Origin of the sequence: Candidatus Merdisoma sp. JLR.KK006, assembly GCF_036941035.1 — a bacterium.
Lineage (GTDB): Bacteria > Bacillota > Clostridia > Lachnospirales > Lachnospiraceae > Laedolimicola.
Genome location: NZ_JAYMNS010000009.1, coordinates 97,590 through 118,264, shown reverse-complemented (window position 1 = coordinate 118,264; position 20,675 = coordinate 97,590). Strand labels below are relative to the sequence as shown.

Sequence of the window (20,675 nt, the reverse complement as noted above, 5' to 3'; positions counted from 1 at the left end):
CTTAACTCATTTTTGATAAGATTTCACGGGGCCTAAGACGCATTACCGACAGCGAGGAAACGCCCACGGAAAGAATAATAATCATAGTTCCTATAAGGTAAAGCTCCAGCATATTGTAAAAGTCAACCGCAACGCTGATCTGCTCCGTATCCGCTTTTGCCCCGTCCTCCAAAGCTTCCGTCTCCGAACCGGTGTCCTGCCCAAAAGCCATATCAGCCAGAATCGGATCATCCTTTATACTGACTGCCACGTCCTCACTGAATCCGTCTTTTTGAGTTATGGTCACTCCCGCCGTCTGTTCTTCACCGGCCGGATAATTCTGCCCGAGCAGCTCATTTGCAATCTGATCCGCAGCCGCACTGCTTGTAAAATAAGAACAGCCAAAAGCCAATGCCGCAATCATCAGAACCTCGGCAAGATACTGTCCGATAATCTGGGTCTTTCCAATGCCAAGGGAAAGGAACACGCCTGTTTCATGAACACGGCCTCTCCCCCACATGGTAAGGATTAACGAAAGAATAATCCCGCTGACCCATGCAATCACGAAAATCATAGACGATACCAAGGTCTGCAATTTCTGTAACGGAGCAGCCGCATCCAGATAAGTCTGGTTATTGGTTGTGACCGTAAAGGCCCGCCAGTCAATAGAGGATAAATCATTGACTTGGGAAATAATCTCCTCAAGCTCTGCAGGGTCCTCTACGGTAAAGGTCACATCATAAAAGCCTGATGGCACATTTCCAAATAAATCCTGCAGCGTGCCCATGTCAATAAAAATCTGGTTTTCCAGTTTTTCATACGTAACAATACTGGCGAATGCCGGGTCCGGCTTAAGGATCTCGTAGATGCCGATGATCTTAACTTTTACCGCTTCATCCGCCTGCAAAGAAATGGTATCGCCTAATTTCAGACTGTTCTGATCCGCCATAGCCTTACTGATAACCGCCCCATTCCTTACATTTTCCGTAATATGCTCTCCCTCCGCAAGTTCCATAATTCCTGATTGAAAAAAACTGCTGTTTTCCGTTCCCGAGACGGTCCGGGCATATATTTTGTTATTCATGTCCCCTTTCAAAGGAACATTGCCGGGGAAAATGGTAAGATTTGTGGAAACCAATGTCTGGGTTGATGCATGATAGTATTTCATACCGCCTATCCCCATGACGGCATCGATCACTTCCTGTGTAACAGGCAGCTCCGTATAAAGCTCCACATTTCCCGCCCCATCCTCATCTTTTCGAAAATAAGGATTGCTTTCCGAAAGATTGACTGCAACTTGAAATTCACCGCCTAAAGCCTCTCTCAGATTTTTCTGTGCTTCCCGTGACGCTTCCCGGGCAGAAAGCCCGGTCAGTACAAATGTTGCCATAATAAGAAGAATGAAAAAGAGCAGAACACTTTTCCCCTTTTTCCGTGTGACATACAGAAATGCTCGTCTGATAGTTCCCATTTTAATACCTCCGTTTCCTGACAATGTCATTAAGTTAAGCTCTAAAAGTTTATGAAGGCTTCGGGCAAGAACCGCCACCCCTTAAAGGGGCGGCCCTCCTCCCCTACGCCGGTTGTTTTCTGAAGCTTAACTTAATGACATTGCGTTTCCTGATGTACGTTTTCCGATGTACGTCGTCTGACAAAGGTATCATAGCTTCCCAATGTGGAACCAGTATGAAATCTATGTGAAAGAAAAAAAATTACATATGAATGATAAATCTCATCCCCTGTGGTTCTTCCATAGGGCAGAATGAGTAAGAAATGTCCATTGCCTTTAATAATGTATCAACAATATACAGCCCAAGCCCGTTGCCGCCCTTATCCCAGTCTCTGGCAAAATCAGGACGGTAAAACGGCTCAAATATATGCCTCAGGGATTCTTCCGGTATGGGGATGCACTCATTTTCTATGAGAAAATCATGCCCGTCAAAAAATGCCAAAACCCTCCCGCCCGGCTCCGTATATGCCACGGCATTGGCAAGAATATTGGATACTGCTTTCCTAAACATCTGCGGCGGCAGTACCCTTTGAAAGCTGTTCGGCAGCTCAAGCCGAAAGATCACGCCTTTTGCCCTGGCAATCAGCGCATATGGCTCACATAGTGAGAAAAGCAGCTTTGACAGGTCAACTTCTATTGCAGTCTCATTTTCCGCACACATCCCCGCCTTTGAAGTTTCAAGGATGTCGTGTATCATATCCCCAAGCTGTCCTGTCATTTCCCTGCACTCCGGCAGGTAAGTATCATAATCCTTGTATTTCCCGACACCGAGTATCATATTTTCCAATGTGGCGTTCAATGCCGTAACCGGTGTCTTCAATTCGTGGGAAGCAGCCCGCAGGAAATCGGCCTTTGACCTCTCGCTCTCACTGACACGCCGTTTTTCCGCCTCAAGGCTCTCCATAGCCGACAGCAGACTCCGGTATAAATGGTTGATGTTCTCCGCCAGCATCCCTATTTCATCCTTTGAATCAATTTTGCAGGCGGCATCCTTTTCTATCTGTGCCATCTGTTCCGTCACTGCCCCCATCTGTTTTATGGGAACCGTAATCTTCCGTGAAAACACAAAGGAGCAGGCTATGGAAATAACCACGCAGCAGATAAGGGATAAGGGCAGGGCGCAAAGAACGGCCTGCGTAACATAGTCCGCCACATTCAGGCTTGCGTTGAAATACTGGTTATCCTGGGGGCTGATCGAGATTACCAGCCATTCCGGTTTCGTAAACAGATAGAGAAGCAGATGGGCAATCCCCACAATAAAGAGCATCAATCCCAATGTATAGAGAAAAGTTTTCGGAAATATTTTCATCTGCTTCATTGCTCTTCCTCGTATTTATAGCCTATGCCTTTGACGGTGACAATGCAGTTGAGCCGAAGCTTTTTACGCAGATTTTTAATGTAAGTGTCAACCGTCCGGTCAATAATCGGATAACTGTCTCCCCACAGGTCGTCCAGGATCTGGGAACGGGTAAGCACCAGCCCCTTATGCTCCACAAGCATCTTTAAAAGCTCTATCTCCTTTGGAGTAATATCAATTTTTCCGTTGTGGTCTTTTGCCGTATAGCCGGGAAAATTCACCGTCACATCCCCAAAGGTCATAATATCCGATGCCGCCCCTTTCCCGCTCCGCCGCAAAAGGGCCGTAATTCTCCGTCCCAGCAGGACCATGGAAAATGGCTTTGTAATGTAATCATCCGCCTGTTCATCAAAGCTTGCCACCTGTGTATATTCATCTTCAACTGCCGTAAGCATAAGGACGGGGACCGAACTTTTTTGCCGTATCTCATGCAGGATGGAAAGCCCTGATACTTTTGGGAGCATAATGTCCAGTACAACAAGATCCACATTTCCTCTGCCAAATAGCCCCAATGCCTCAGCGCCGTCATAGGCAGGAATGATATCATGCCCTGCCAAGCTTAAGTATTCACAGATTGCTTCATTTGTTTTTCTGTCGTCTTCCACGATAAGTAAAACTGCCATATAATAAATCCCCTTATCTCCCAATGTCATTAAGTTAAGCACCAAAAGGCTTGTGAAGGCTTCGGGCAAGAACCGCCACCCCTTAAAGGGGCGGCCCTCCTCCCCTACGCCGGTCAATTTTTGAAGCTTAACTTAATGACATTGCTTATCTCCTGCTTTTTTCACATCTTCTTTCCTTATAACTCCCGCAGCACCAACTCCGTAATCCCAGGGTTGTCCCCCATTGTAATGCGTTTTATTTTCGGCTCCCTTTCATATCCAAATTCTTCCCGAATGCCATCACGGATTCTGGTACCTCCGTGATATCCATGTATAACCCGAATCCGATATACACTTGCATTTGCCCTGTTCAACTGTTTTCTTATTTCCTTAAATGCTTCCTCAACATTTTTTCCATGAACATCAATTTCAATAATTCCTGACAGCATATGAACCATTCTCCTTAAAAAAGCTTCGCAGACTTTTTCTGCAACCCCATGCTTACTCTAAACCATGCAGATAAATCTGCCATGCCATACTGTTCTTTCAAATCAGTTCTCTCCCAGAATAATCCCTATTAATTCCTTATCCAGCATAATAGTCCGATTAAAGGGATTGATGATGATACCATTGATTCCATCGGTCCTTAGAGCTATCTCAAACAGTTGTTTCATGCTTCCCAAAAAAGCAGACATCACACGGCTGTTTCCTCTCATTTCCTCCTCAAAGCTGGTAAAGGCAGACCACCAGACGCCTCCATCCTCTGTTTTAATGGCCTGTGCATTCATCTGAGCATTCCCTTTTGACACATCCACCGCAACAACCAACTGGCCTCCATCATTCATCCGTCGGCGAATAACCGTCAGCACATGTGCCAGCATCTCCTGTGTTGGTTCCTGCTGCAAATCTGCGATTGCTCTTTCTATTTTCTCATTTTTCTGTAAATGTTCATCCAGTATCTGACTCATGTTTCCCCCTTATTCTGTCTTGTATTATCCGCCTTAAGCGGCGGCATGACCCCTGAATTGTTCGCCGCTCAATTTCCCGCACAGCAGCAATTCCGGTTTTCTCGTTCCACCCACAAGATTATATCATAGATATTGCAAATAATCTTTACTCTTTTTATATTTAATAATGAGAACTACAAAGTATTGATAAATATGAATGCCAGCCTGAACGTAACAAAATCACATCCCGGCTGGCTTCCCTGTAATATTCCCTAATTTTTGCTGATGCCTGCTGCAATACCTCCCACAAGCAAAATGAAAAAAGCTGCATAAAGCATCCCACTGACAGCCATTATAATTAATATCAGCGGCAGCAGCACAATGGTCACCAAAAACTTCGTTATTCCCCAAGTCGCTTTAAGACCAAACAAAAATAATTTTCCAAAAAACCAAATCATACATATTGCAAATAACAACGATAACATCTTTAACCTCCATCTGCCAGCCCGCACCGCTGGCTCACTAAAATGAGCTAAGTATTCCGGAAACGCTCTCTCAGCTCTTATCCTGCCTGAAATCCGATTTATTTCTGATTCCTATTTTTTTGCTGAATTCCGGATTCTGCTCCATTTTTTCAAGTATCCGAATTAACCGCATCCGTTTTTCCGTACCCATTCGCTCATCCCATTTCATATTTACTTGCCGTTTCCGCATGTTTTCAGTATAATGGGGAATAGGGTAAAAATACACACCGGGTAAAGGGATATAGCCTGGTATATTTCCCAACTTTCGAGAGATAAGGGAGTAATTTCTTATGGGCAAACAATCCGTACGGGAAAATAAAAACATTTATCAGCTCTGCCGGGAAGAACAGGGCCTGACACGTGAAAAGGCCAGCGAGAAGATGGCGGGCATCTCTGCCTCCAGAATTGAAAAAATCGAATACGAGCTGCAGGAACCCACGCCTTATGATATTGTTCAAATGGCAGATTGCTACAAAAGGCCGGACCTGTGCAATTACTACTGTTCCCATAAATGTACCATCGGCGCCCGCTATGTTCCGGAAATCGAGGTGTCGGAGTTATCCAATATCATTTTAGAAACCATCGCCAGCTTAAACGAGATCAATCCCTTAACCGGCCGCCTTATCCAGATTGCCCGGGATGGAAAGATAACGGATGACGAGATCAGGGACTTTGCATTTATCAGTAAAAAGCTGGATGAGGTATCCCTTGCCGTTGATTCCCTGAATCTGTGGGTGGATAAAACCGCCAGCGAAAATAACATAAATATTGCGTTATTAAATGCAGAAAAAGAGCGATTAAAATAATGGCTACTTAAAAGCTCTGCAGCCGTCTTAAGATATTTTCAACCTGCCGGATGGCTTCCGCAACCTGGACCCTTGCATTGTTGATCCTGTCCTGAACCATCCAGTCTACAAAAAATCCGTCAAAGAACCAGTCTGCAAAGGAAAGAAAATCTCCCGTTTCCATCTCCAGATTATAAGAGATGCTTACATCTCTCAATTCCCGGCTGAAATTTTGAAGTTCGTATTTTGCCTGATCCATATTTTGTTTTGCAGCATCCATTTTGGAACGCTTGATCATAGTAGAAAAAAATCCTCCGCCAAACATATCCCATAGGCCCCAACTTTTTGCACTGTTCAAATCGTTCTGCGCAGTCCTGAGACTGTTGAGAGCCCGGTATCCTGCGGCGATTGCTTCTCTTTTTTCTTTTTCCAAATCATATGCCATATGCATTTCCCCCTATTCCTGTGAGAAACAATTACTCCGTAACTTTGCTGTGTTGCAAATGGGGTATCATGTCCGCTTATTGACGTGCATCCCATTTAAAATGATTATATAATGTACTTGAGGGCTGGTAAACCACTATCTTGTAGAAATAGAAGATTCTATTTCTCGTTTTTTTCCATAATAAATGCCCTCGGACATCCTCCGAGAGCCATTTATTTTTATCCATATAAATTTATGCTTACGCCAACTGCTCCAATACCCATGCCTCATCATCTGTAGTCTTCAAGGTTTCCAATCTTGCCTCATCCTCCAAAAGCGTACACAGATTTCCTAAAAGATCCAGATGCTCATCGCCCACACCTGCAATACCAAACACAAGCTGAGCTTTCTCATCTCCAAAATCAACACCCTCGGGATACTGGAAGAATACAATACCGCTCTTCTTCACCGTGCCCTTTGCCTGGGTCGTTCCATGAGGAATGGCAACTCCCATCCCCATGTAGGTAGTAACAAGCTTTTCTCTCTCCTGCATAGCTGCCACATAGGTCCCGTCTACATAGCCAAGCTTCTCCAACAGCTCACCTGCCGCCTGGATAGCTTCTTCCTTTGTCACAGGCTTTTGTCCCAGCTTGATGCCCTCTTCCACAAGAATATTTTTCTTAATGGGCACATCCGGAATCACAATATCCGTGTTCTCTCCTGCAGGCGCCGCCGGCTGATCTCCTGTGGTCAGCTGTACATACAGAGCGTCCAGCGCCGGATCTGCCAGGAAGTTCCCGATAGTAATAAGCTGTGCCTGGGGCGCTGACTTCTTTGCCCGTTCAGCCAAAGTAGTCTGCACTACCGCAATATCGCAGTCTCCGGGAATATTATCCACAGAGGTATTAATTACTGTAATATCCGGGCGGTTGCCCTTGATGCGGTTGCGGAACTTGGTTGCGCCCATAGCGGAGGAACCCATGCCTGCGTCACAGGCAAAAACAATCTTTTTAACAGCCGAAGCTTTCTCAATGGTACCCGGAACTACTGCCTGCCCTTTGGCTTCTGCTTTTCTGGCCGCCATCTCACTCTGAGCTTCCTCCAGGCTCTTGCCGCCTGCCATCTTTACAAGTGGAGAGGCCACCGCAAAGGAAACACCTGCGGCAATCAGAACGCCCACAATCACCTTTACCATATCCGAACCCGGCGTCATCATCAGGTAAGCAATAATGGAGCCCGGTGATGCGGGACCGACCAGTCCTGCGCCCGTGATGGTGTACCAGAGAATCGCTGCCATATTTCCCAGAATGGGAGCAATGATAACAAGTGGATTCATTAGAATATATGGGAAATAAATCTCATGGATACCGCCTAAGAGATGGATGACGACCGCACCCGGAGCGGAATCCTTTGTTGTCTTATCCTTGCAGAAGAACATGTAGGCCAAGAGAACGCCAAGGCCCGGGCCCGGATTTGCCTCCAGCATATACATAATGGATTTTCCCGCATCTGCCGCCTGAAGCGTTGCAATGGGTGTAAATACACCATGGTTAATCGCATTATTCAAAAACAGGACCTTTGCAGGTTCAATGAATACGGCCGCCACGGGAAGCAGGCTGTGTTCTACCAAAAATGTAACTCCTGCGGCAAGAACTGCCAGAATGCCGCTCATAATCGGTCCAATCAGTATGTAACCCAGCATAGCCAGCAGCATACCCAGAATGCCGGCGGAAAAGTTATTAATCAGCATCTCAAAGCCGGCAGGCATATGGCCTTCCATAAACTGGTCAAACTTCTTAACGCAGAAGCCCGCCAAAGGCCCCATTACCATTGCCGCCATAAGCATGGTAATATCCGTATTGCTTAAAATGGCACCAATGACAGCGATAGCTCCAACCACCCGGCCTCTGTCTCCGCCAATCATACGGCCGCCGGTGGATGCAATCAGAATCGGTATCAGATAAGTCAGCATGGGGCCGACCATACTGTTGAAGCCCTTGTTGGGAATCCAGCCAGTATCTATAAATAATGCAGCAAGAAAACCAAAAGCAATCAGTGCGCCGATGTTCGGCATAACCATAGCTGATAAAAATTTGCCAAAACGCTGTACTTTATTCTTCAAAGTAGTCCCTCCTATTTAAAGTCCCGTAATATCCTGTCCGTACACCCTTATCTAGATCAATTTCCAGCCACAAAGAGATGTGTCTGTAAATTGATCTGTGCACTGACAGAATATTACTGATTTAAAGTCCCGTAATATCCTGTCCGTACACCCTTATCTAGATCAATTTCCAGCCACAAAGAGATGTGTCTGTAAATCGATCTGTGCACTGACAGGATATTACTGATTTAAGTTCCGCAACCTCTTCCCAGTACCATTTACCTAGAAGCATTTCCGGCCACAAGAACATCTGTCCGTAAATCCTTCTGGCACTGTCCTGAGGTTGCTGATTCCAGTTTTGCAACCTCTTTCCATTTTATAGGACGAACAATGAAAACACGTTTTTTACAATACCTCCACCTGATGCTTCCTGCATTCCTCCAGAAATTCCTGCGGAAGCTTCCCGTCCGAAACTACGATGTCAATCTCTTCCAAACCGCAGATGTGAAAGCTGGATTTCAGTCCAAGCTTGCTGGAATCCATCAGTACAATTACCTGATCCGACTGCCGGATTGCGGTTTTTTTGAGAATCGCTTCATCCCGGATGCCGCAGCTAAAGCCTGCGGTCGTGTGATAGCCTGTAATGCCCAGGAACACCTGATGAAAGTTCACACCCTCCAGCTCCTTGATGGCAGAAAAGCCAAAAACGCTTTGACTATAGCGGTTCAGCTTCCCGCCAGGAAGCATAACTGTAGGCCAGGACAGATTGGCAAGCTCCGTGGCACAGCTTAAGCCTGTGGTGTAGATCAGATTGGACTGATCGGGAAATTGCCGTGCAAACACCGTGGTCGTACTGCCGGAATCCAGAAATACAGTGGTATCCGGCCGCAACAGGGTCAATGCCTTCTCCGCAATCTTCTGTTTCTCCGGAATATTGCGGACAGATTTTTTATGCAGAAAATCATCGGTGCCGATGATCACCTGAACGGATTTTGCCCCTCCATGTATCCTTAAGATTCGTTTTGCCTCATCCAGAAGCTTTAAGTCCGTGCGCAGGGTCATTTCCGATACATTCGGAAATGCATCCTTAAGCTGGGAAAAGCTGATGGTTCCGTTTTCATTAATCAAATCTACAATGGCATTTCTTCGTGTTTCCATTGAATCCATATTCATTCCTCCAGTCCGGGCCAAGTAGCTCACGGACCGGAGCCCTTGACGGTTTTATTCGGTGATAAAGTTTTGAAATAAATATTCCTCTGCCTCCGGGCACCATAAGCCCTGATGTGCATCTACAATGTCCGCCAAAGCAACCAGACGCTTATCTTTCTGGGCCTCGCCCTTTGTGCGAAGCTCGGTCAGGGCGGTGAGGGGCATAGTCAAGTGGGTGTAAATGAGCTTTTTGCCGCCCGGAATCTTCGGCAGGTTCAGGGTGGTATCCACTACGGCATCCAGGCCCCCGATGTGTGTTACCATAACGGCCGGATTGATGCGTCCTGCTGCCGTAAGCTTTAAGGATTCCAGCATATCGTCCGTGTTTCCGCCGGTAGTTCCCATAACATGGGTGGAGTTGTAGTGTACGTCATAAAAGTTCATGGTTGCACTGAACTTGTTGTCCGTAGGACCCGCAAAGAAGTTCAGACAACCGTCACGGCCCAGAATTTCACTGGACTGCTGAATGACTACGGCAACCGGCGCATAGCAGAATACGTCATCAAAACCGGTTCCGCCAGAAATCTCACGAAGCTTTGCTACCGGATCTTCGTAATCGCTCATATTTACAAAGTGGAGCTCAATGCCCTCTTTTTTTGCCTCCTCTACAGGGAACAGCTCTTCTGCACGGGCCAGACGCTCCGCATTTACGTCAGTTACAACTACCATGGAGGAACGTGCATCCCGATGGAGGGCATAGGTGAGAGCGCCAAGTCCCATGGGGCCTGCGCCTGCCATGATAGCCAGCTTTCCGCCCTCTTTGATTCCCATTTCGTGGGTGTAAACGCCCATTTTTGTGTGGTAGGCTGCGTTAAATGCGCCGATGCTGCAGGACATGGGCTCTGCTAAGGATGCTTCATAGTAGGCACGGCCGGTGTACTCGAAGAGGCAGTTAAGCTCCATTACCTCTGCGGGGAGGATGCAGTAGGTGCAGTCTCCGCCGAAGAATTCGTAGGAGTATCCCGGGCTCCACATGGTTCCCTTGTAATTCAGGGCCGGCTGCAGGGTAAATTTCATTCCGGGTTTGAATTTGTCCTGATGATTTTTGCCTACCTTTACGATGTCTCCTGCAAATTCATGGCCCATGATGGCGGGATGGTCTGCTACGTCATCGTGGACACGCTTGTGATCGGCACCCAGGATGGCGCATTTGTAGGTGGACATGCAGATGCTGTCGGATACGACTTTGACGAGGATTTCGTCATCGGTGATCTCCGGGAGTTCGAACTCATCCAGTCTTAAATCGTTGGCTCCGTGTAATCTTACTGCTTTTGCTTTCATAATAAAAGTTCCTTTCTTTATGATATTTTAATTTGGGGGTGATTGCAACAGTTTTTGGGGGGACGGTTTTTCTAAAGGGGACGCCGCCAGGCAGAAAATGATCTACCTGCCCTGCTCCGCTCAGAGAGCTAACACGCCTGGCAGGTAGATCATTTTCTGCCTGGCGGCTGGCTTTGGCGGGGGCGTTTTGCCAAAAATTGTTGCTATTTTGGTGGGGCGGGCTGTACTGAGTATTCTGGGCTTGTGCAATTGGGAAAATGGACTGAAATATTTGCACAAGGGTTTTCAGTATGGACTACTAGTACAACGAAAATTAAGTTTTGGATAGTTTGACGCAGAATATTTTTTTGAGAGTGCTGCTTCACAAACGCAGTCGTAGCGGTGGCTACGGCGAGGCTTGGGGAGTAGTGCTATCAGGAAAATAGGCAAGTCAAACTGCCAATAACTTAATATTCGTTGTACTAGTTACAGCCTGCGGAATATGACTTTGGGTATCAGGGTTTTGATGGTGTCGTATTCGGCGGCTTGGGTTCCGCTACACATAACGTTGGCGGCTCCGGTGGCGGTGGAGAGGCGTACGGTATCTTCTAAGCTCTTTCCTGTTTCCTCGGATATGGCTAAGGCTGCTACTACGCTGTCTCCGGCTCCTACGGTGCTTTTTACCGGGACCTTTAAGCCTTCGGCGTAGAGGGTTTCTTCCTCTGTTATGTACAGGGCTCCGGCGCCTCCCATGGATATTACGATTTTTGCTATGGTGTGTTTTTCCATTAAGTCACGGGCAGCCTTTTCTAATTCCTCTGGTGTTTCCAGCTTTTCTCCTATGAGTGCTGAGAGCTCGTGGTTGTTGGGTTTTATGAGGTAAGGGGATGCTTTCAGGCCCTCCGCTAACAACTCTCCGTCCGCATCCAGAATTACCTTGGCTCCTGCTTTCTTACAGGCTCTCACCCAGACGGCATAGGTATCCTTGGGGGAACCTTTTGGCAGGCTGCCGGATAATACTACAATATCTCCCTCATTTACCTCCAGCAGCAGCTCCTGTAAAAGGCCGTTCAGGATTTCTTCGGATACGGTGACACCCGGTTCGTTGAGATCGGTGTTGGTATGGTTGGCCGGGTCGATGACTTTCAGGTTGGTTCGTGTCTCTCACTGATATGGACAAGACCACAAATTAAATTGTGAAGCGGGCTGCTGACATTTTGCACTTGCACTATGAAATAATAGAAAAAGGGGCAGGAAACCACAATAATGCGTGGTTTCCTGCCCCTTTTGTGCGTTTGAAAATTAGTCTCTAAAATCGCTTTTTCAATTCCTCAATCCAAATTCCAATCGTTTCAGCTAAGACAAATTGCTGACGCAAAACCGCCATACCGATTTCGGGAACCTCCGGCGCATTTTCTTTTTCTCGAAGGTTTTCTTCCAGATATGTTTTCAAATCCTGCATATTTTTTTCAATGCTGTCAACGCAGGATTTTTGCATTTCCAAAGGAACGTTGTCCAAATTTACAATCACAGCATTGAAATCCAGGAACATACGGATAGGCTGGGCGGAGAGTTCCCCCATCAGCCGTTCAAATTCCTGTTCACCGCTGGCCGTCAGCGAGTACACCGCTTTTTCCGGCATATTATTTTCCCGCATGGGGACACTTTGGAGCAGCCCCTTTTCCTCTAACTGAATGACCTTTTTGTAGATAGACGGTGTACTGATTTTTACCCATTTTGAAATATTGCGGTATTCTACCAGCTTTTGAATGTCGTAGGCACTCAACGGCTGCTTTTTAAGCATCCCAAGGACAATCAAATCTATTGTTGCCATGAAGATTTCCCCTTTCGCACTTGACAAGTACTATAAATTATAGTAGTATGTGTTGACTGGCAGCTACTATAAAGTATAGTACTTCGCATTACACTGGCTGTCAAGAGAAAGGAGCAATTTATGGACGGAAACAAAAAAATGGCGCTTCTGGGGAGTGCGCCAATTCCCAAAGCTCTCCTGGCGCTGGGCATCCCAACGATGATTGGTATGCTCATTAACGCCCTTTACAATCTGGTAGATACCTATTTTGTAGGTAGGCTGGGAACCGACCAGATGGGCGCGGTCACGGTCGCCTTTCCCCTGGGACAGATTGTTGTTGGCCTGGGCCTGCTATTCGGAAACGGCGCTGCCGCCTATCTCTCCAGGCTGCTGGGCCGGGGCGACAAGGATACGGCGAACAAGGTAGCGAGTACAGCCATTTACAGCGGCGTTTCCATTGGCGCAGTTGTGATTCTGCTCTCTGTTATCTTTCTGGAACCGATTTTGAAACAAGTTGGCGCAATCGAAAGCGTGATGCCTTATGCGATTACCTACACCCGCATCTATATCGTGTTCTCCATTTTCAACGTGTTCAACGTCACCATGAACAATATCGTTTCCAGCGAGGGCGCGGCGAAAACGGCTATGTGTGCGCTGATGGCTGGCGCGGTGCTGAATGTGATATTAGACCCTGTTTTCATCTACGTGCTGAACCTCGGCGTAGCTGGCGCGGCGATTGCGACAGCGATTTCCCAAATCGTTTCCACATTGGTTTATGTGTATTACATACTCCGGAAAAAGAGCGTGTTCAGCTTCAGCATTAAAGAATGTTGCTTAACAAAAGAGATTATGTCCGAAATATTGAAAATCGGTATTCCCACGTTGATTTTCCAACTTTTGACCAGCCTTTCCATCAGCATGATAAACAGTGCCGCCAAGGAATACGGAGGCTCCGCACTGGCCGCAATGGGGCCGGTCACAAAAATCATGTCCATGGGGACATTGATCGTGTTTGGTTTTCTGAAAGGCTTTCAGCCTATCGCCGGATTTAGCTATGGGGCAAAAAAGTTTGACCGGCTACGAGAAGCTATCAAAACTGCTATCCTCTGGTCTACTGCCTTTTGCGTGATTTTTGGTGTTTTTGCCGCTGTATTCTCTACGCAGATTGTATCCCTTTTCACAAAAGAAGATGCGGAGATGGTTCGTGTCGGTTCTACTGCGTTACGGGCAAACGGCCTCTCTTTTGTCCTTTTTGGTTTTTACACAGTCTATTCCTTCCTGTTCCTTGTGATGGGAAAGGCCACAGAGGGCTGCATCCTCGGCGCTTGCCGTCAGGGAATTTGTTTTGTTCCTGCTATTCTGATACTTCCAGCGGTTTGGGGATTAAGCGGTGTTCTCTACGCACAGCCGATAGCGGATATTATTTCAGCGATTGTCACCGCAGTAATGGCGGTTCGTCTGCACGGGGAACTGCGGATAGCAGAAACCCATGTTTCCACTCATCCCCAGAAGCATTGATAACATAAGGTGGTGCAAATGAACGCAACACAAAATTGTTCTCACTGGATATGCTGTCCTGCCTGCGGCGGAAAGACCCGAATAAAAGTATACGTAGATACAGTGCTTGAAAGATTTCCGTTGTATTGTCCCAAATGCAAGCAGGAAATGTTAATCAGCGTCCGACAACTGAATACGTCCATCATAGAGCCAGACGCACAGACGCAGAGCCGGTAACATATGGGAACCTTCCCCATGGTTATCGGCTTTGCATTTGAAAAGTCGTGGCTATGTCCGATAAAGAGCGGCGGCTTTGAGAAATCAGAGCCGTCGCTTTTTGTGTTTTGGCGGCAATAGGAGGATGCCGCCATGCGATTGCAAACAGATAGGTACATATCAAAAAAAGCCTAATCCTCACAGCGGCATCCCCTACCCAAGCTTGCGAAAATAGTAGTTTTTTGTCTGCCCATATCGCCACCCCCAACGCCCGAACAGCCTTGTGCTGTTCGGGCGTTTTTGCTTTTTCGGAGGGCTGTCCCATCCAGCCCCGGTGTCGCGGCCCGCCCCTCCTGTTCAGATTTCGCTTACCCCAAATCTGAACAGGAGGACAACAAGATGGAAATCACCATCAAGAGATACAGCCGCAAGATGACCTATGAGGACGCCGCCACCCTTGAGGAATTTTGGGAACTGGTCAAGCGCACCGAGCGGAGCCTTGACCGGGAACAGCGGCGGCATTGGGACGGGCGCGAGTGTGACGAATACATAATTGCCGCCCAGGGCGTTCTGCCCTACTGCGCCACCCCGGAGGAATTGGTCTGCCAGCGGGAGACGCTGGATGAAATTATGGCGGTGCTGGCCCTCTGTACCAAGACCCAGCGGGAGCGGTTTCTGCTCTATGCGCTGTACGATTACAGCTATGTGGAAATTGGGCATCTGTGCGGCTGCTCCAAGGCCGCAGTCCATGAAAGCATCGAGGGTGTTCGGAAAAAGTTTTTCAAATTTTACTGTTGACCGCCCTGACGATCACCCCGGCATGATGGCTACCAGGTGAGGGGCAATCGCCCTATCACCGGGAGGGACAAGCTGCTTCGGTGGCTTGTTTCTCCTATGCCAAGGAGGTCAGAATGTCAGCAGCAAATCAGCTTCAGCAGGAGTGCGTCCGTTTCTTACGGCGCACTTATACACCGTTCCGGTGTCGTGCGCCCTGCCGGGGGCGTTGCGTCCTTCGGACGCGATGGGGAGTTGCACTCCCCAACCCCCTTGCGCACCCGCAGGAAAGGAACACCCGCTTCGCGTCTGTTCCTTTCCTGCGGGTCAGGTATCGTCAACGCCAGATTGGCGCTCACGTTAAAAACGCCAAATTGACGTTTTTAGGATTTTGCCGGGAGAGCGTGTGAAATGACAGCGCCCGAAATCCCTCACATGACCTATCAGCAGTACCGCGCGGCCCGGAGGCTGGTACGGAAATGCTGCAACTATGATTGCGGAAACTGCCTGCTCCTGGATGGTGGCGAGGAATGTATCTGTCCGCAGAGTATCACCTATTCCGTAATCTGCAAATGGTTCCGCATAGCCGTCCTTCCCTTGGCCCCGGGACTATGTGCTGCCCTGTTCCCGGCCCCCTCTGTCAGACGGCGGCGGTGTCGGGAGTGCGGAAGGACATTTGCCCCGCCCAAGCACAACACGCTCTATTGCTCCACCTGTGCCGCAGAACGGGCGAAACGGAGCAAACGCACATGGGCCAGGAAAAACCGGGCTGATGTGTAGAAAAAGTACCCGCTGAAAACGCAGTAATATCAGGGCTTTCAAGACCGCCCTCAAAGGGGGCCTAATACATTTCCTTCCCGACCCCGAAAACGGGCCTCTAACGGCCCACAGCGGCGGTCTGACAGCCCCATACTAAGGAGGCTAATACCATGACTGACTACATAAAGATAACCACCGAATTGCCGCCCTATTTCTTCTTCCCCTGGTTCCTGATGGACATGGACTTGACCCTTACCGCCAAGCTGGCCTATGCCCTTTTGCTTGACCGGGCGCGGCTGTCCCAGCTTAACGGGTGGACGGACAAGGCTGGGAGAGTTTATATCATATTCCCGATTGAGAAGATAGCCGAAATGCTCGGCAAGAGCATGACCACTGCCAAGAATGTATTGGCTGAGTTGGAGGCGGCGGGTCTGATTGAGCGCAAACGGCAGCAGTTTTCCAAGCCCAATCATATCTATGTGAAACTGCCTGATGGACAAAAATTTAGCCGCCCCTGATGGATAAAAATTTGTCCTTCACCATGGCCGGAAAACTGTTCTTGTAATAGGGCAGAAACCCGGCTGACGCAGGCAAAAAACCTGGCCCCTAATAAGAACTATAAGAACAATAACAAGTATAAATAAAACGAGTGTGAGTAAATAGTGCCCACTTTTCGGACAAATGTCCACTATAAAAATTTTGAAAACAAGGAGTTGCCTATGGAGCATATCAGCTACAAGACGCAGATCGAGATCGCGACTTTCCAGGGCCGGGAAATCCCGCTGGAAAACCTCACGCCCATTCTCTCACCGGAACAGGAGGCGGCGAAACGCCGGGAGTTGGAGCAGCGGCTTTACGAGGTGTTTCGCAAGTACCAGCAGAGGGAGAAGCCCACCTCGTGATTTTTTCAGATAGAGATTGATTTGCGGGGCTGCTGACGGTATAATGAAGCTGTCAGCAGCTCCGTTTCTTTTCAGAAAGGGAGCGCAAAATGAACAACCGAATTGACGCGATTTATGCAAGACAATCCATCGACAAGAAGGACAGCATTTCCATCGAAAGTCAGATTGAGTTTTGCAAATATGAGTTGAGGGGTGGAAGCTGCCGGGAGTATCAAGACAAGGGGTACAGTGGTAAGAATACGGACAGGCCCCAGTTTCAAATGCTGGTGGAGGACATCAAGCGCGGATTGATTGCCAGGGTAGTTGTTTACAAACTCGACCGCATCAGCCGTTCCATTCTGGACTTCGCAAACATGATGGCGCTGTTCCAGGAGTACAACGTGGAATTTATTTCTTCCACGGAGAAGTTCGACACGTCCACACCGATGGGCCGGGCGATGCTGAACATCTGCATTGTGTTCGCACAGTTGGAGCGAGAAACCATCCAGAAACGGGTGCAGGACGCATGGTACGCCAGGTGTCAGCGCGGTTTCAAAATGGGTGGGCGTGCGCCTTATGGATTTCGGACGGAGCCTATCATCATTGACGGCATCCATACCAAGAAGCTGGTGATTGAGCCGACAGAAGCGGCGTTCGTGCGTAAGATGTACGAGATGTATATTGACCCCCAGGTGTCGCTTCACGACATCACCCGACAGCTTACCGAGCAGGGGATGCAGACATACTTCGGCAAACCGTTTTCCAGGGCGACCATCAGCATCATGCTTCGTAATCCGATTTACGCCATGGCTGACCTGGATATTTACGAGTTTTTCAAGAGCCAAGGGACGAACATCTACAACGATGCCGCCGACTTCGTAGGGACAAACGGATGTTACTACTACCGGAGCAAGGACAGCACCGAGAATAAGCACACGCACTTGGAAGGCCAGACGCTGGTGCTGGCCCCCAGCGAGGGCTTTATCCCGTCTGATTTGTGGCTTAGGGTTCGCAAGAAGATGATGGCGAACCAGACCTATCAACCGGCCAGGAAAGCCCGCAACACCTGGATGGCGGGGAAAATCAAGTGCGGCAAATGTGGCTATGCTCTGATGTCGGCCCACTCCTGCGGGTATCTCTATCTGCGCTGTACGAAACACGCTGACAGCAAGTTTTGTTCTGGCTGCGGTACAATCCGTCTCCGCGATTTAGAGGCGGTAGTATACCAGCAGATGGTGAAGAAGCTGGAGGACTACAAGACGCTGACGGGCCGCAAAAAGAAAAGAACCGCCAGCCCGAAACTGACGGCAAAACAGATGGAGCTGGCCCAGGTGGAAAGCGAGATTGAAAAGCTGCTGGACACGCTGACAGGCGCGACCCCGGTGCTGATCTCCTACGCCAACGCCAAGATTGAGGAATTGGACAGCCGCCGCCAGACCCTTGCCACCGAGATTGCCAAGCTGACCACAGAGGCGGTGTCCCCGGAGCAGATTGACACGATTTCCAATTATCTGGATGATTGGGAGAATGTCAGCTTTGAGGACAAGCAGCAGGTGGTGGATTTGATGATTACCGTTATTCGCGCCACCAGCGAGAAGCTGCAAATTGAGTGGAAAATCTGACGGTGGGCATACCGTCAGACCATTATCCTTTTATGCCCTTGTCCATCGTAGTTCCCTCTACGAACCAGAAGCCGGTTTTGATCCCCATGGCTTCTAAGGCGGAGGATATGGCCCGGCCTGTGGCTCCTCCCAGAATGCCTGTGGCCGTACTTTCGCCGCCCAGCTTCTTTATAACCTTGGACACGTTGATGCCTTTTCCGCCCGGGTCGGTCCGCATGGCAGTGATGCGGTTGACGCTGTCTACGGTCAGGGATGGAATCTCAACCGTTTTGTCCAGGGCCGGATTCAGTGTGACTGTGTAAATCATGGTAAAACCTCCTTTTTAAGTTGCTACGCAACGGTACTAAAGGGTAAAGTTGCTGTGCAACAGTATGAAAGGGTAAAGTCACGAAACTTTCATCCTTTTGAAACAACAATCGTCAATCTGTTGTTTTAACAACTTTAACTATATAATACCATAGTTTTAACAATTGTCAACTGTTATTTCAAAAGTTTTTTTCTAAAAATATTATCAGCTTCCAAAAATTCCTGCTTTCAGCATTTTTATGTTGATTTTTCAGCAATTCAGTTCCCATATCACGTATGATTTGTGTTATACTATATATAAGCCTGATCCCTGTATAGTTTCCACGGTTCAGGCACGCAATATCCCAGGCGGGATAAAAAGAAACACGTATTCCGTGAAAGGCTCCTATTCCTTCAAGCATATTATGCATGAAATGCAAACTCGGATTCCTATTGTAAAGCTGTAAGGATATTGCAAAACCAAACCAGGAGGTTATCAACAATGAAAAGATGCTTAAAAATCATGTTATCTCTGACAATGGCACTTGCTCTGGCAGGCTCCCTGTCCAATGCGGCTCTGGCTCATTCCGGCCATCATACTAGACGTGCAAAGAGCACTCATATGTCTTCCTACACGGCGGGCAGAAGCCAAGCCTCTGATACAGCAGATAATACCGATGCAGCAGGTGCCGCACCGGCAGCGCCGGAAGCCATATCGGCTCAGTCACCGGATACAGCACCGGCTTTTGCCGCCTGCTATGAAAACGGCTATTGCACAGGCAACAATCTCTGTGATGTGAACGGTGTCTGTCAGAACGGAGGCATTTGCAGCGGCTCACCCTGCACCAATGCTCCCTGTTATCAGAACGGAACCTGTATTCAGAATGGAAGCTGTGATATAAACGGCGTCTGTCAAAATGGGGGCAGCTGTTACGGAACTGTGAATCAGAGTAACAGCAGCGGCAATTACGGTCATCACGGCGGAGGACATCACGGAGGCCGTCACCACCGTTAGGCCTTGCTTTCATTGCTGCTTCCCCTCTTTGGTAATGTCTAAGGGGACAGAAAAGAGAGAGTTCCGAACTTCTTGTATCAAAACACAGGATATAGTAATATAAAATCAAAAATCTCAAGAGGGTTATCGAATGATAAATGAAACTTTCCAAATTCAATATCATTCTCTGGAAGAGGCTATCCATTCTGTTTATGGAAAGGATGCTGAGAAGATTAAAACCGAGCGTGTCCACGGCGGCGATATTAATGATGCCTGCCGAATCAGTCTTTCTATTGGAGAAACCGTTTTTGTAAAGACAAATTCCATACGGAATTTGAACTTTTTTATCACAGAAGCTCACGGGCTCACGGCTCTGAAAGCAGCAGGGACCATTGGCGTTCCCAAGGTGCTGGGAATGGGAATTGATGAGCAGCAAGGATTCTCCTTTCTGCTGTTAGAATGGCTCGAAAGCATCCCCCGCATCCGCAATTATTGGGAAACCTTCGGCCATGAACTTGCAAATTTACACAGAGCTACCCTCTTCCGGGCAGAGGAACCACAAACAGACAAGTACAGGCATTCATACTTCCGTGGGACAGACGGACAGCCTCTGTTAAGATACGGCTTCGAAGAGGACAATTTTATTGGGGCCAATCCGCAGAAAAATCGCCCTATGGCGTCCTGGATCGACTTTTATCGGGAATGCCGCCTGACGCCCCAGATAAAAATGGCGGAACATTATCTGGATTCCCAGCTGCAAAGAAAGATAACGTATCTTCTTGATCATCTCGATTCCTATTTAAGAGAACCGGAATTTCCCTCTCTGCTTCATGGTGATCTGTGGAGCGGAAATGTGCTGTGCGGACCAGACGGAAAAGCATGGATTCTGGATCCTGCCGCCTATGTAGGAGATTTTGAAACGGATCTGGCTATGACGCAGCTTTTCGGAAGCTTTCCTTCCCCATTTTACTCCGCTTATCAGGAAATCAATCCTATTGATAAAGGGTACGAGGAGCGGAAAGATCTGTATCACTTATATCACCTTCTGAATCATTTGAATCTGTTTGGCAGATCATATTTGGGAAGTGTTGCGGAAATTTTGAACGGGTATATATAAAAACCAGGGAACTTTAACG

General features: G+C 48.0%; 22 protein-coding genes and 1 pseudogene. 10 read left to right on the top strand and 13 right to left on the bottom strand.

Translation table 11 applies throughout. From position 1 onward, the window contains the following. Nucleotide 1: 1 nt before the first annotated feature. From VSQ61_RS09685 to VSQ61_RS09660, 6 genes are all read right to left on the bottom strand, one after another. Nucleotides 2–1,450, bottom strand: coding sequence for an ABC transporter permease (locus VSQ61_RS09685; protein ID WP_334344232.1), 1,449 nt, complete (start codon nt 1,448–1,450; stop codon nt 2–4). Between the two features lie 241 nt (nt 1,451–1,691). Beyond that, nucleotides 1,692–2,807, bottom strand: coding sequence for a sensor histidine kinase (locus tag VSQ61_RS09680; protein ID WP_334344231.1), 1,116 nt, complete (start codon nt 2,805–2,807; stop codon nt 1,692–1,694). Then, nucleotides 2,804–3,469, bottom strand: coding sequence for a response regulator transcription factor (locus tag VSQ61_RS09675; protein WP_334344230.1), 666 nt, complete (start codon nt 3,467–3,469; stop codon nt 2,804–2,806). The genes VSQ61_RS09680 and VSQ61_RS09675 overlap by 4 nt, the downstream gene beginning before the upstream one ends. 176 nt (nt 3,470–3,645) lie before the next feature. Then, nucleotides 3,646–3,897: a Smr/MutS family protein gene (locus tag VSQ61_RS09670; RefSeq protein WP_172540300.1), complete on the bottom strand. Its 252-nt coding sequence runs from the start codon at nt 3,895–3,897 to the stop codon at nt 3,646–3,648. A 102-nt stretch (nt 3,898–3,999) separates the two neighbouring features. Beyond that, a complete protein-coding gene (locus tag VSQ61_RS09665) occupies nt 4,000–4,416 on the bottom strand; it encodes an SseB family protein (RefSeq protein ID WP_334344229.1) in 417 nt (138 codons plus the stop codon). A 251-nt stretch (nt 4,417–4,667) separates the two neighbouring features. Further along, nucleotides 4,668–4,880 (bottom strand): hypothetical protein, encoded by a 213-nt coding sequence (locus tag VSQ61_RS09660; protein ID WP_334344228.1) that lies wholly within the window; start codon nt 4,878–4,880, stop codon nt 4,668–4,670. 329 nt (nt 4,881–5,209) lie between these two features. Between VSQ61_RS09660 and VSQ61_RS09655 the strand changes: the two genes are divergently transcribed. Continuing rightward, entirely contained in the window at nt 5,210–5,725 is a 516-nt protein-coding gene (locus tag VSQ61_RS09655) for a helix-turn-helix domain-containing protein (RefSeq protein WP_334344227.1), read from the top strand. A gap of 7 nt (nt 5,726–5,732) precedes the next feature. On the opposite strand, the gene VSQ61_RS09650 is transcribed toward VSQ61_RS09655, so the two are convergent. The 6 genes and pseudogenes from VSQ61_RS09650 to VSQ61_RS09625 all read right to left on the bottom strand — a co-directional run bounded on the left by VSQ61_RS09650 (nt 5,733) and on the right by VSQ61_RS09625 (nt 12,532). Next, nucleotides 5,733–6,149, bottom strand: coding sequence for a hypothetical protein (locus VSQ61_RS09650; RefSeq protein WP_334344226.1), 417 nt, complete (start codon nt 6,147–6,149; stop codon nt 5,733–5,735). Nucleotides 6,150–6,387: 238 nt separating this feature from the next. Beyond that, nucleotides 6,388–8,250 (bottom strand): PTS mannitol transporter subunit IICBA, encoded by a 1,863-nt coding sequence (locus VSQ61_RS09645; RefSeq protein ID WP_334344225.1) that lies wholly within the window; start codon nt 8,248–8,250, stop codon nt 6,388–6,390. Between the two features lie 384 nt (nt 8,251–8,634). Continuing rightward, nucleotides 8,635–9,396, bottom strand: a complete 762-nt coding sequence (locus tag VSQ61_RS09640) for a DeoR/GlpR family DNA-binding transcription regulator (protein ID WP_334344224.1) — start codon at nt 9,394–9,396, stop codon at nt 8,635–8,637. Nucleotides 9,397–9,450: 54 nt separating this feature from the next. Then, on the bottom strand, nt 9,451–10,719 hold the full coding sequence (locus VSQ61_RS09635; RefSeq protein WP_334344223.1) for a zinc-binding dehydrogenase: 1,269 nt from the start codon (nt 10,717–10,719) through the stop codon (nt 9,451–9,453). 465 nt (nt 10,720–11,184) lie between these two features. Continuing rightward, nucleotides 11,185–11,850 (bottom strand): annotated as a pseudogene (locus tag VSQ61_RS09630) (1-phosphofructokinase family hexose kinase); the annotation flags it as partial. Nucleotides 11,851–12,007: 157 nt separating this feature from the next. Continuing rightward, complete coding sequence (locus VSQ61_RS09625) at nt 12,008–12,532, bottom strand: PadR family transcriptional regulator (RefSeq protein ID WP_334344222.1); 525 nt, start codon at nt 12,530–12,532, stop codon at nt 12,008–12,010. A gap of 120 nt (nt 12,533–12,652) precedes the next feature. Here VSQ61_RS09625 and VSQ61_RS09620 point away from each other — a divergent pair, with 120 nt between their 5' ends. The 7 genes from VSQ61_RS09620 (at nt 12,653) to VSQ61_RS09590 (ending at nt 18,260) form a co-directional block, all read left to right on the top strand. Further along, nucleotides 12,653–14,029, top strand: coding sequence for an MATE family efflux transporter (locus VSQ61_RS09620; RefSeq protein WP_334344221.1), 1,377 nt, complete (start codon nt 12,653–12,655; stop codon nt 14,027–14,029). 18 nt (nt 14,030–14,047) lie between these two features. Beyond that, nucleotides 14,048–14,245, top strand: coding sequence for a cysteine-rich KTR domain-containing protein (locus tag VSQ61_RS09615; protein WP_334344220.1), 198 nt, complete (start codon nt 14,048–14,050; stop codon nt 14,243–14,245). A gap of 378 nt (nt 14,246–14,623) precedes the next feature. After that, a complete protein-coding gene (locus tag VSQ61_RS09610; protein ID WP_334344219.1) occupies nt 14,624–15,022 on the top strand; it encodes an RNA polymerase sigma factor in 399 nt (132 codons plus the stop codon). 387 nt (nt 15,023–15,409) lie between these two features. After that, entirely contained in the window at nt 15,410–15,778 is a 369-nt protein-coding gene (locus VSQ61_RS09605) for a cysteine-rich VLP domain-containing protein (RefSeq protein WP_334344218.1), read from the top strand. Between the two features lie 149 nt (nt 15,779–15,927). Continuing rightward, nucleotides 15,928–16,275: a replication initiator protein A gene (locus VSQ61_RS09600; RefSeq protein WP_334344217.1), complete on the top strand. Its 348-nt coding sequence runs from the start codon at nt 15,928–15,930 to the stop codon at nt 16,273–16,275. Between the two features lie 201 nt (nt 16,276–16,476). Further along, the gene (locus tag VSQ61_RS09595; RefSeq protein ID WP_334344216.1) at nt 16,477–16,659 is read left to right on the top strand and encodes a hypothetical protein; all 183 of its coding nucleotides are present in this window, start codon (nt 16,477–16,479) and stop codon (nt 16,657–16,659) included. Nucleotides 16,660–16,748: 89 nt separating this feature from the next. Next, a complete protein-coding gene (locus tag VSQ61_RS09590; RefSeq protein ID WP_334344215.1) occupies nt 16,749–18,260 on the top strand; it encodes a recombinase family protein in 1,512 nt (503 codons plus the stop codon). Nucleotides 18,261–18,282: 22 nt separating this feature from the next. Here the strand turns inward: VSQ61_RS09590 and VSQ61_RS09585 are convergent, their stop codons facing one another. Continuing rightward, on the bottom strand, nt 18,283–18,567 hold the full coding sequence (locus tag VSQ61_RS09585) for a PfkB family carbohydrate kinase (RefSeq protein ID WP_334344214.1): 285 nt from the start codon (nt 18,565–18,567) through the stop codon (nt 18,283–18,285). Between the two features lie 480 nt (nt 18,568–19,047). On the opposite strand from VSQ61_RS09585, the gene VSQ61_RS09580 reads away from it, so the two are divergent. Both VSQ61_RS09580 and VSQ61_RS09575 read left to right on the top strand, forming a co-directional pair. Continuing rightward, nucleotides 19,048–19,560, top strand: coding sequence for a hypothetical protein (locus VSQ61_RS09580; protein WP_334344213.1), 513 nt, complete (start codon nt 19,048–19,050; stop codon nt 19,558–19,560). A gap of 130 nt (nt 19,561–19,690) precedes the next feature. Next, nucleotides 19,691–20,656 carry a fructosamine kinase family protein gene (locus tag VSQ61_RS09575; RefSeq protein WP_334344212.1) on the top strand — a complete coding sequence of 322 codons (966 nt, stop codon included), beginning with the start codon at nt 19,691–19,693 and terminating at the stop codon, nt 20,654–20,656. Nucleotides 20,657–20,675: the final 19 nt, after the last annotated feature.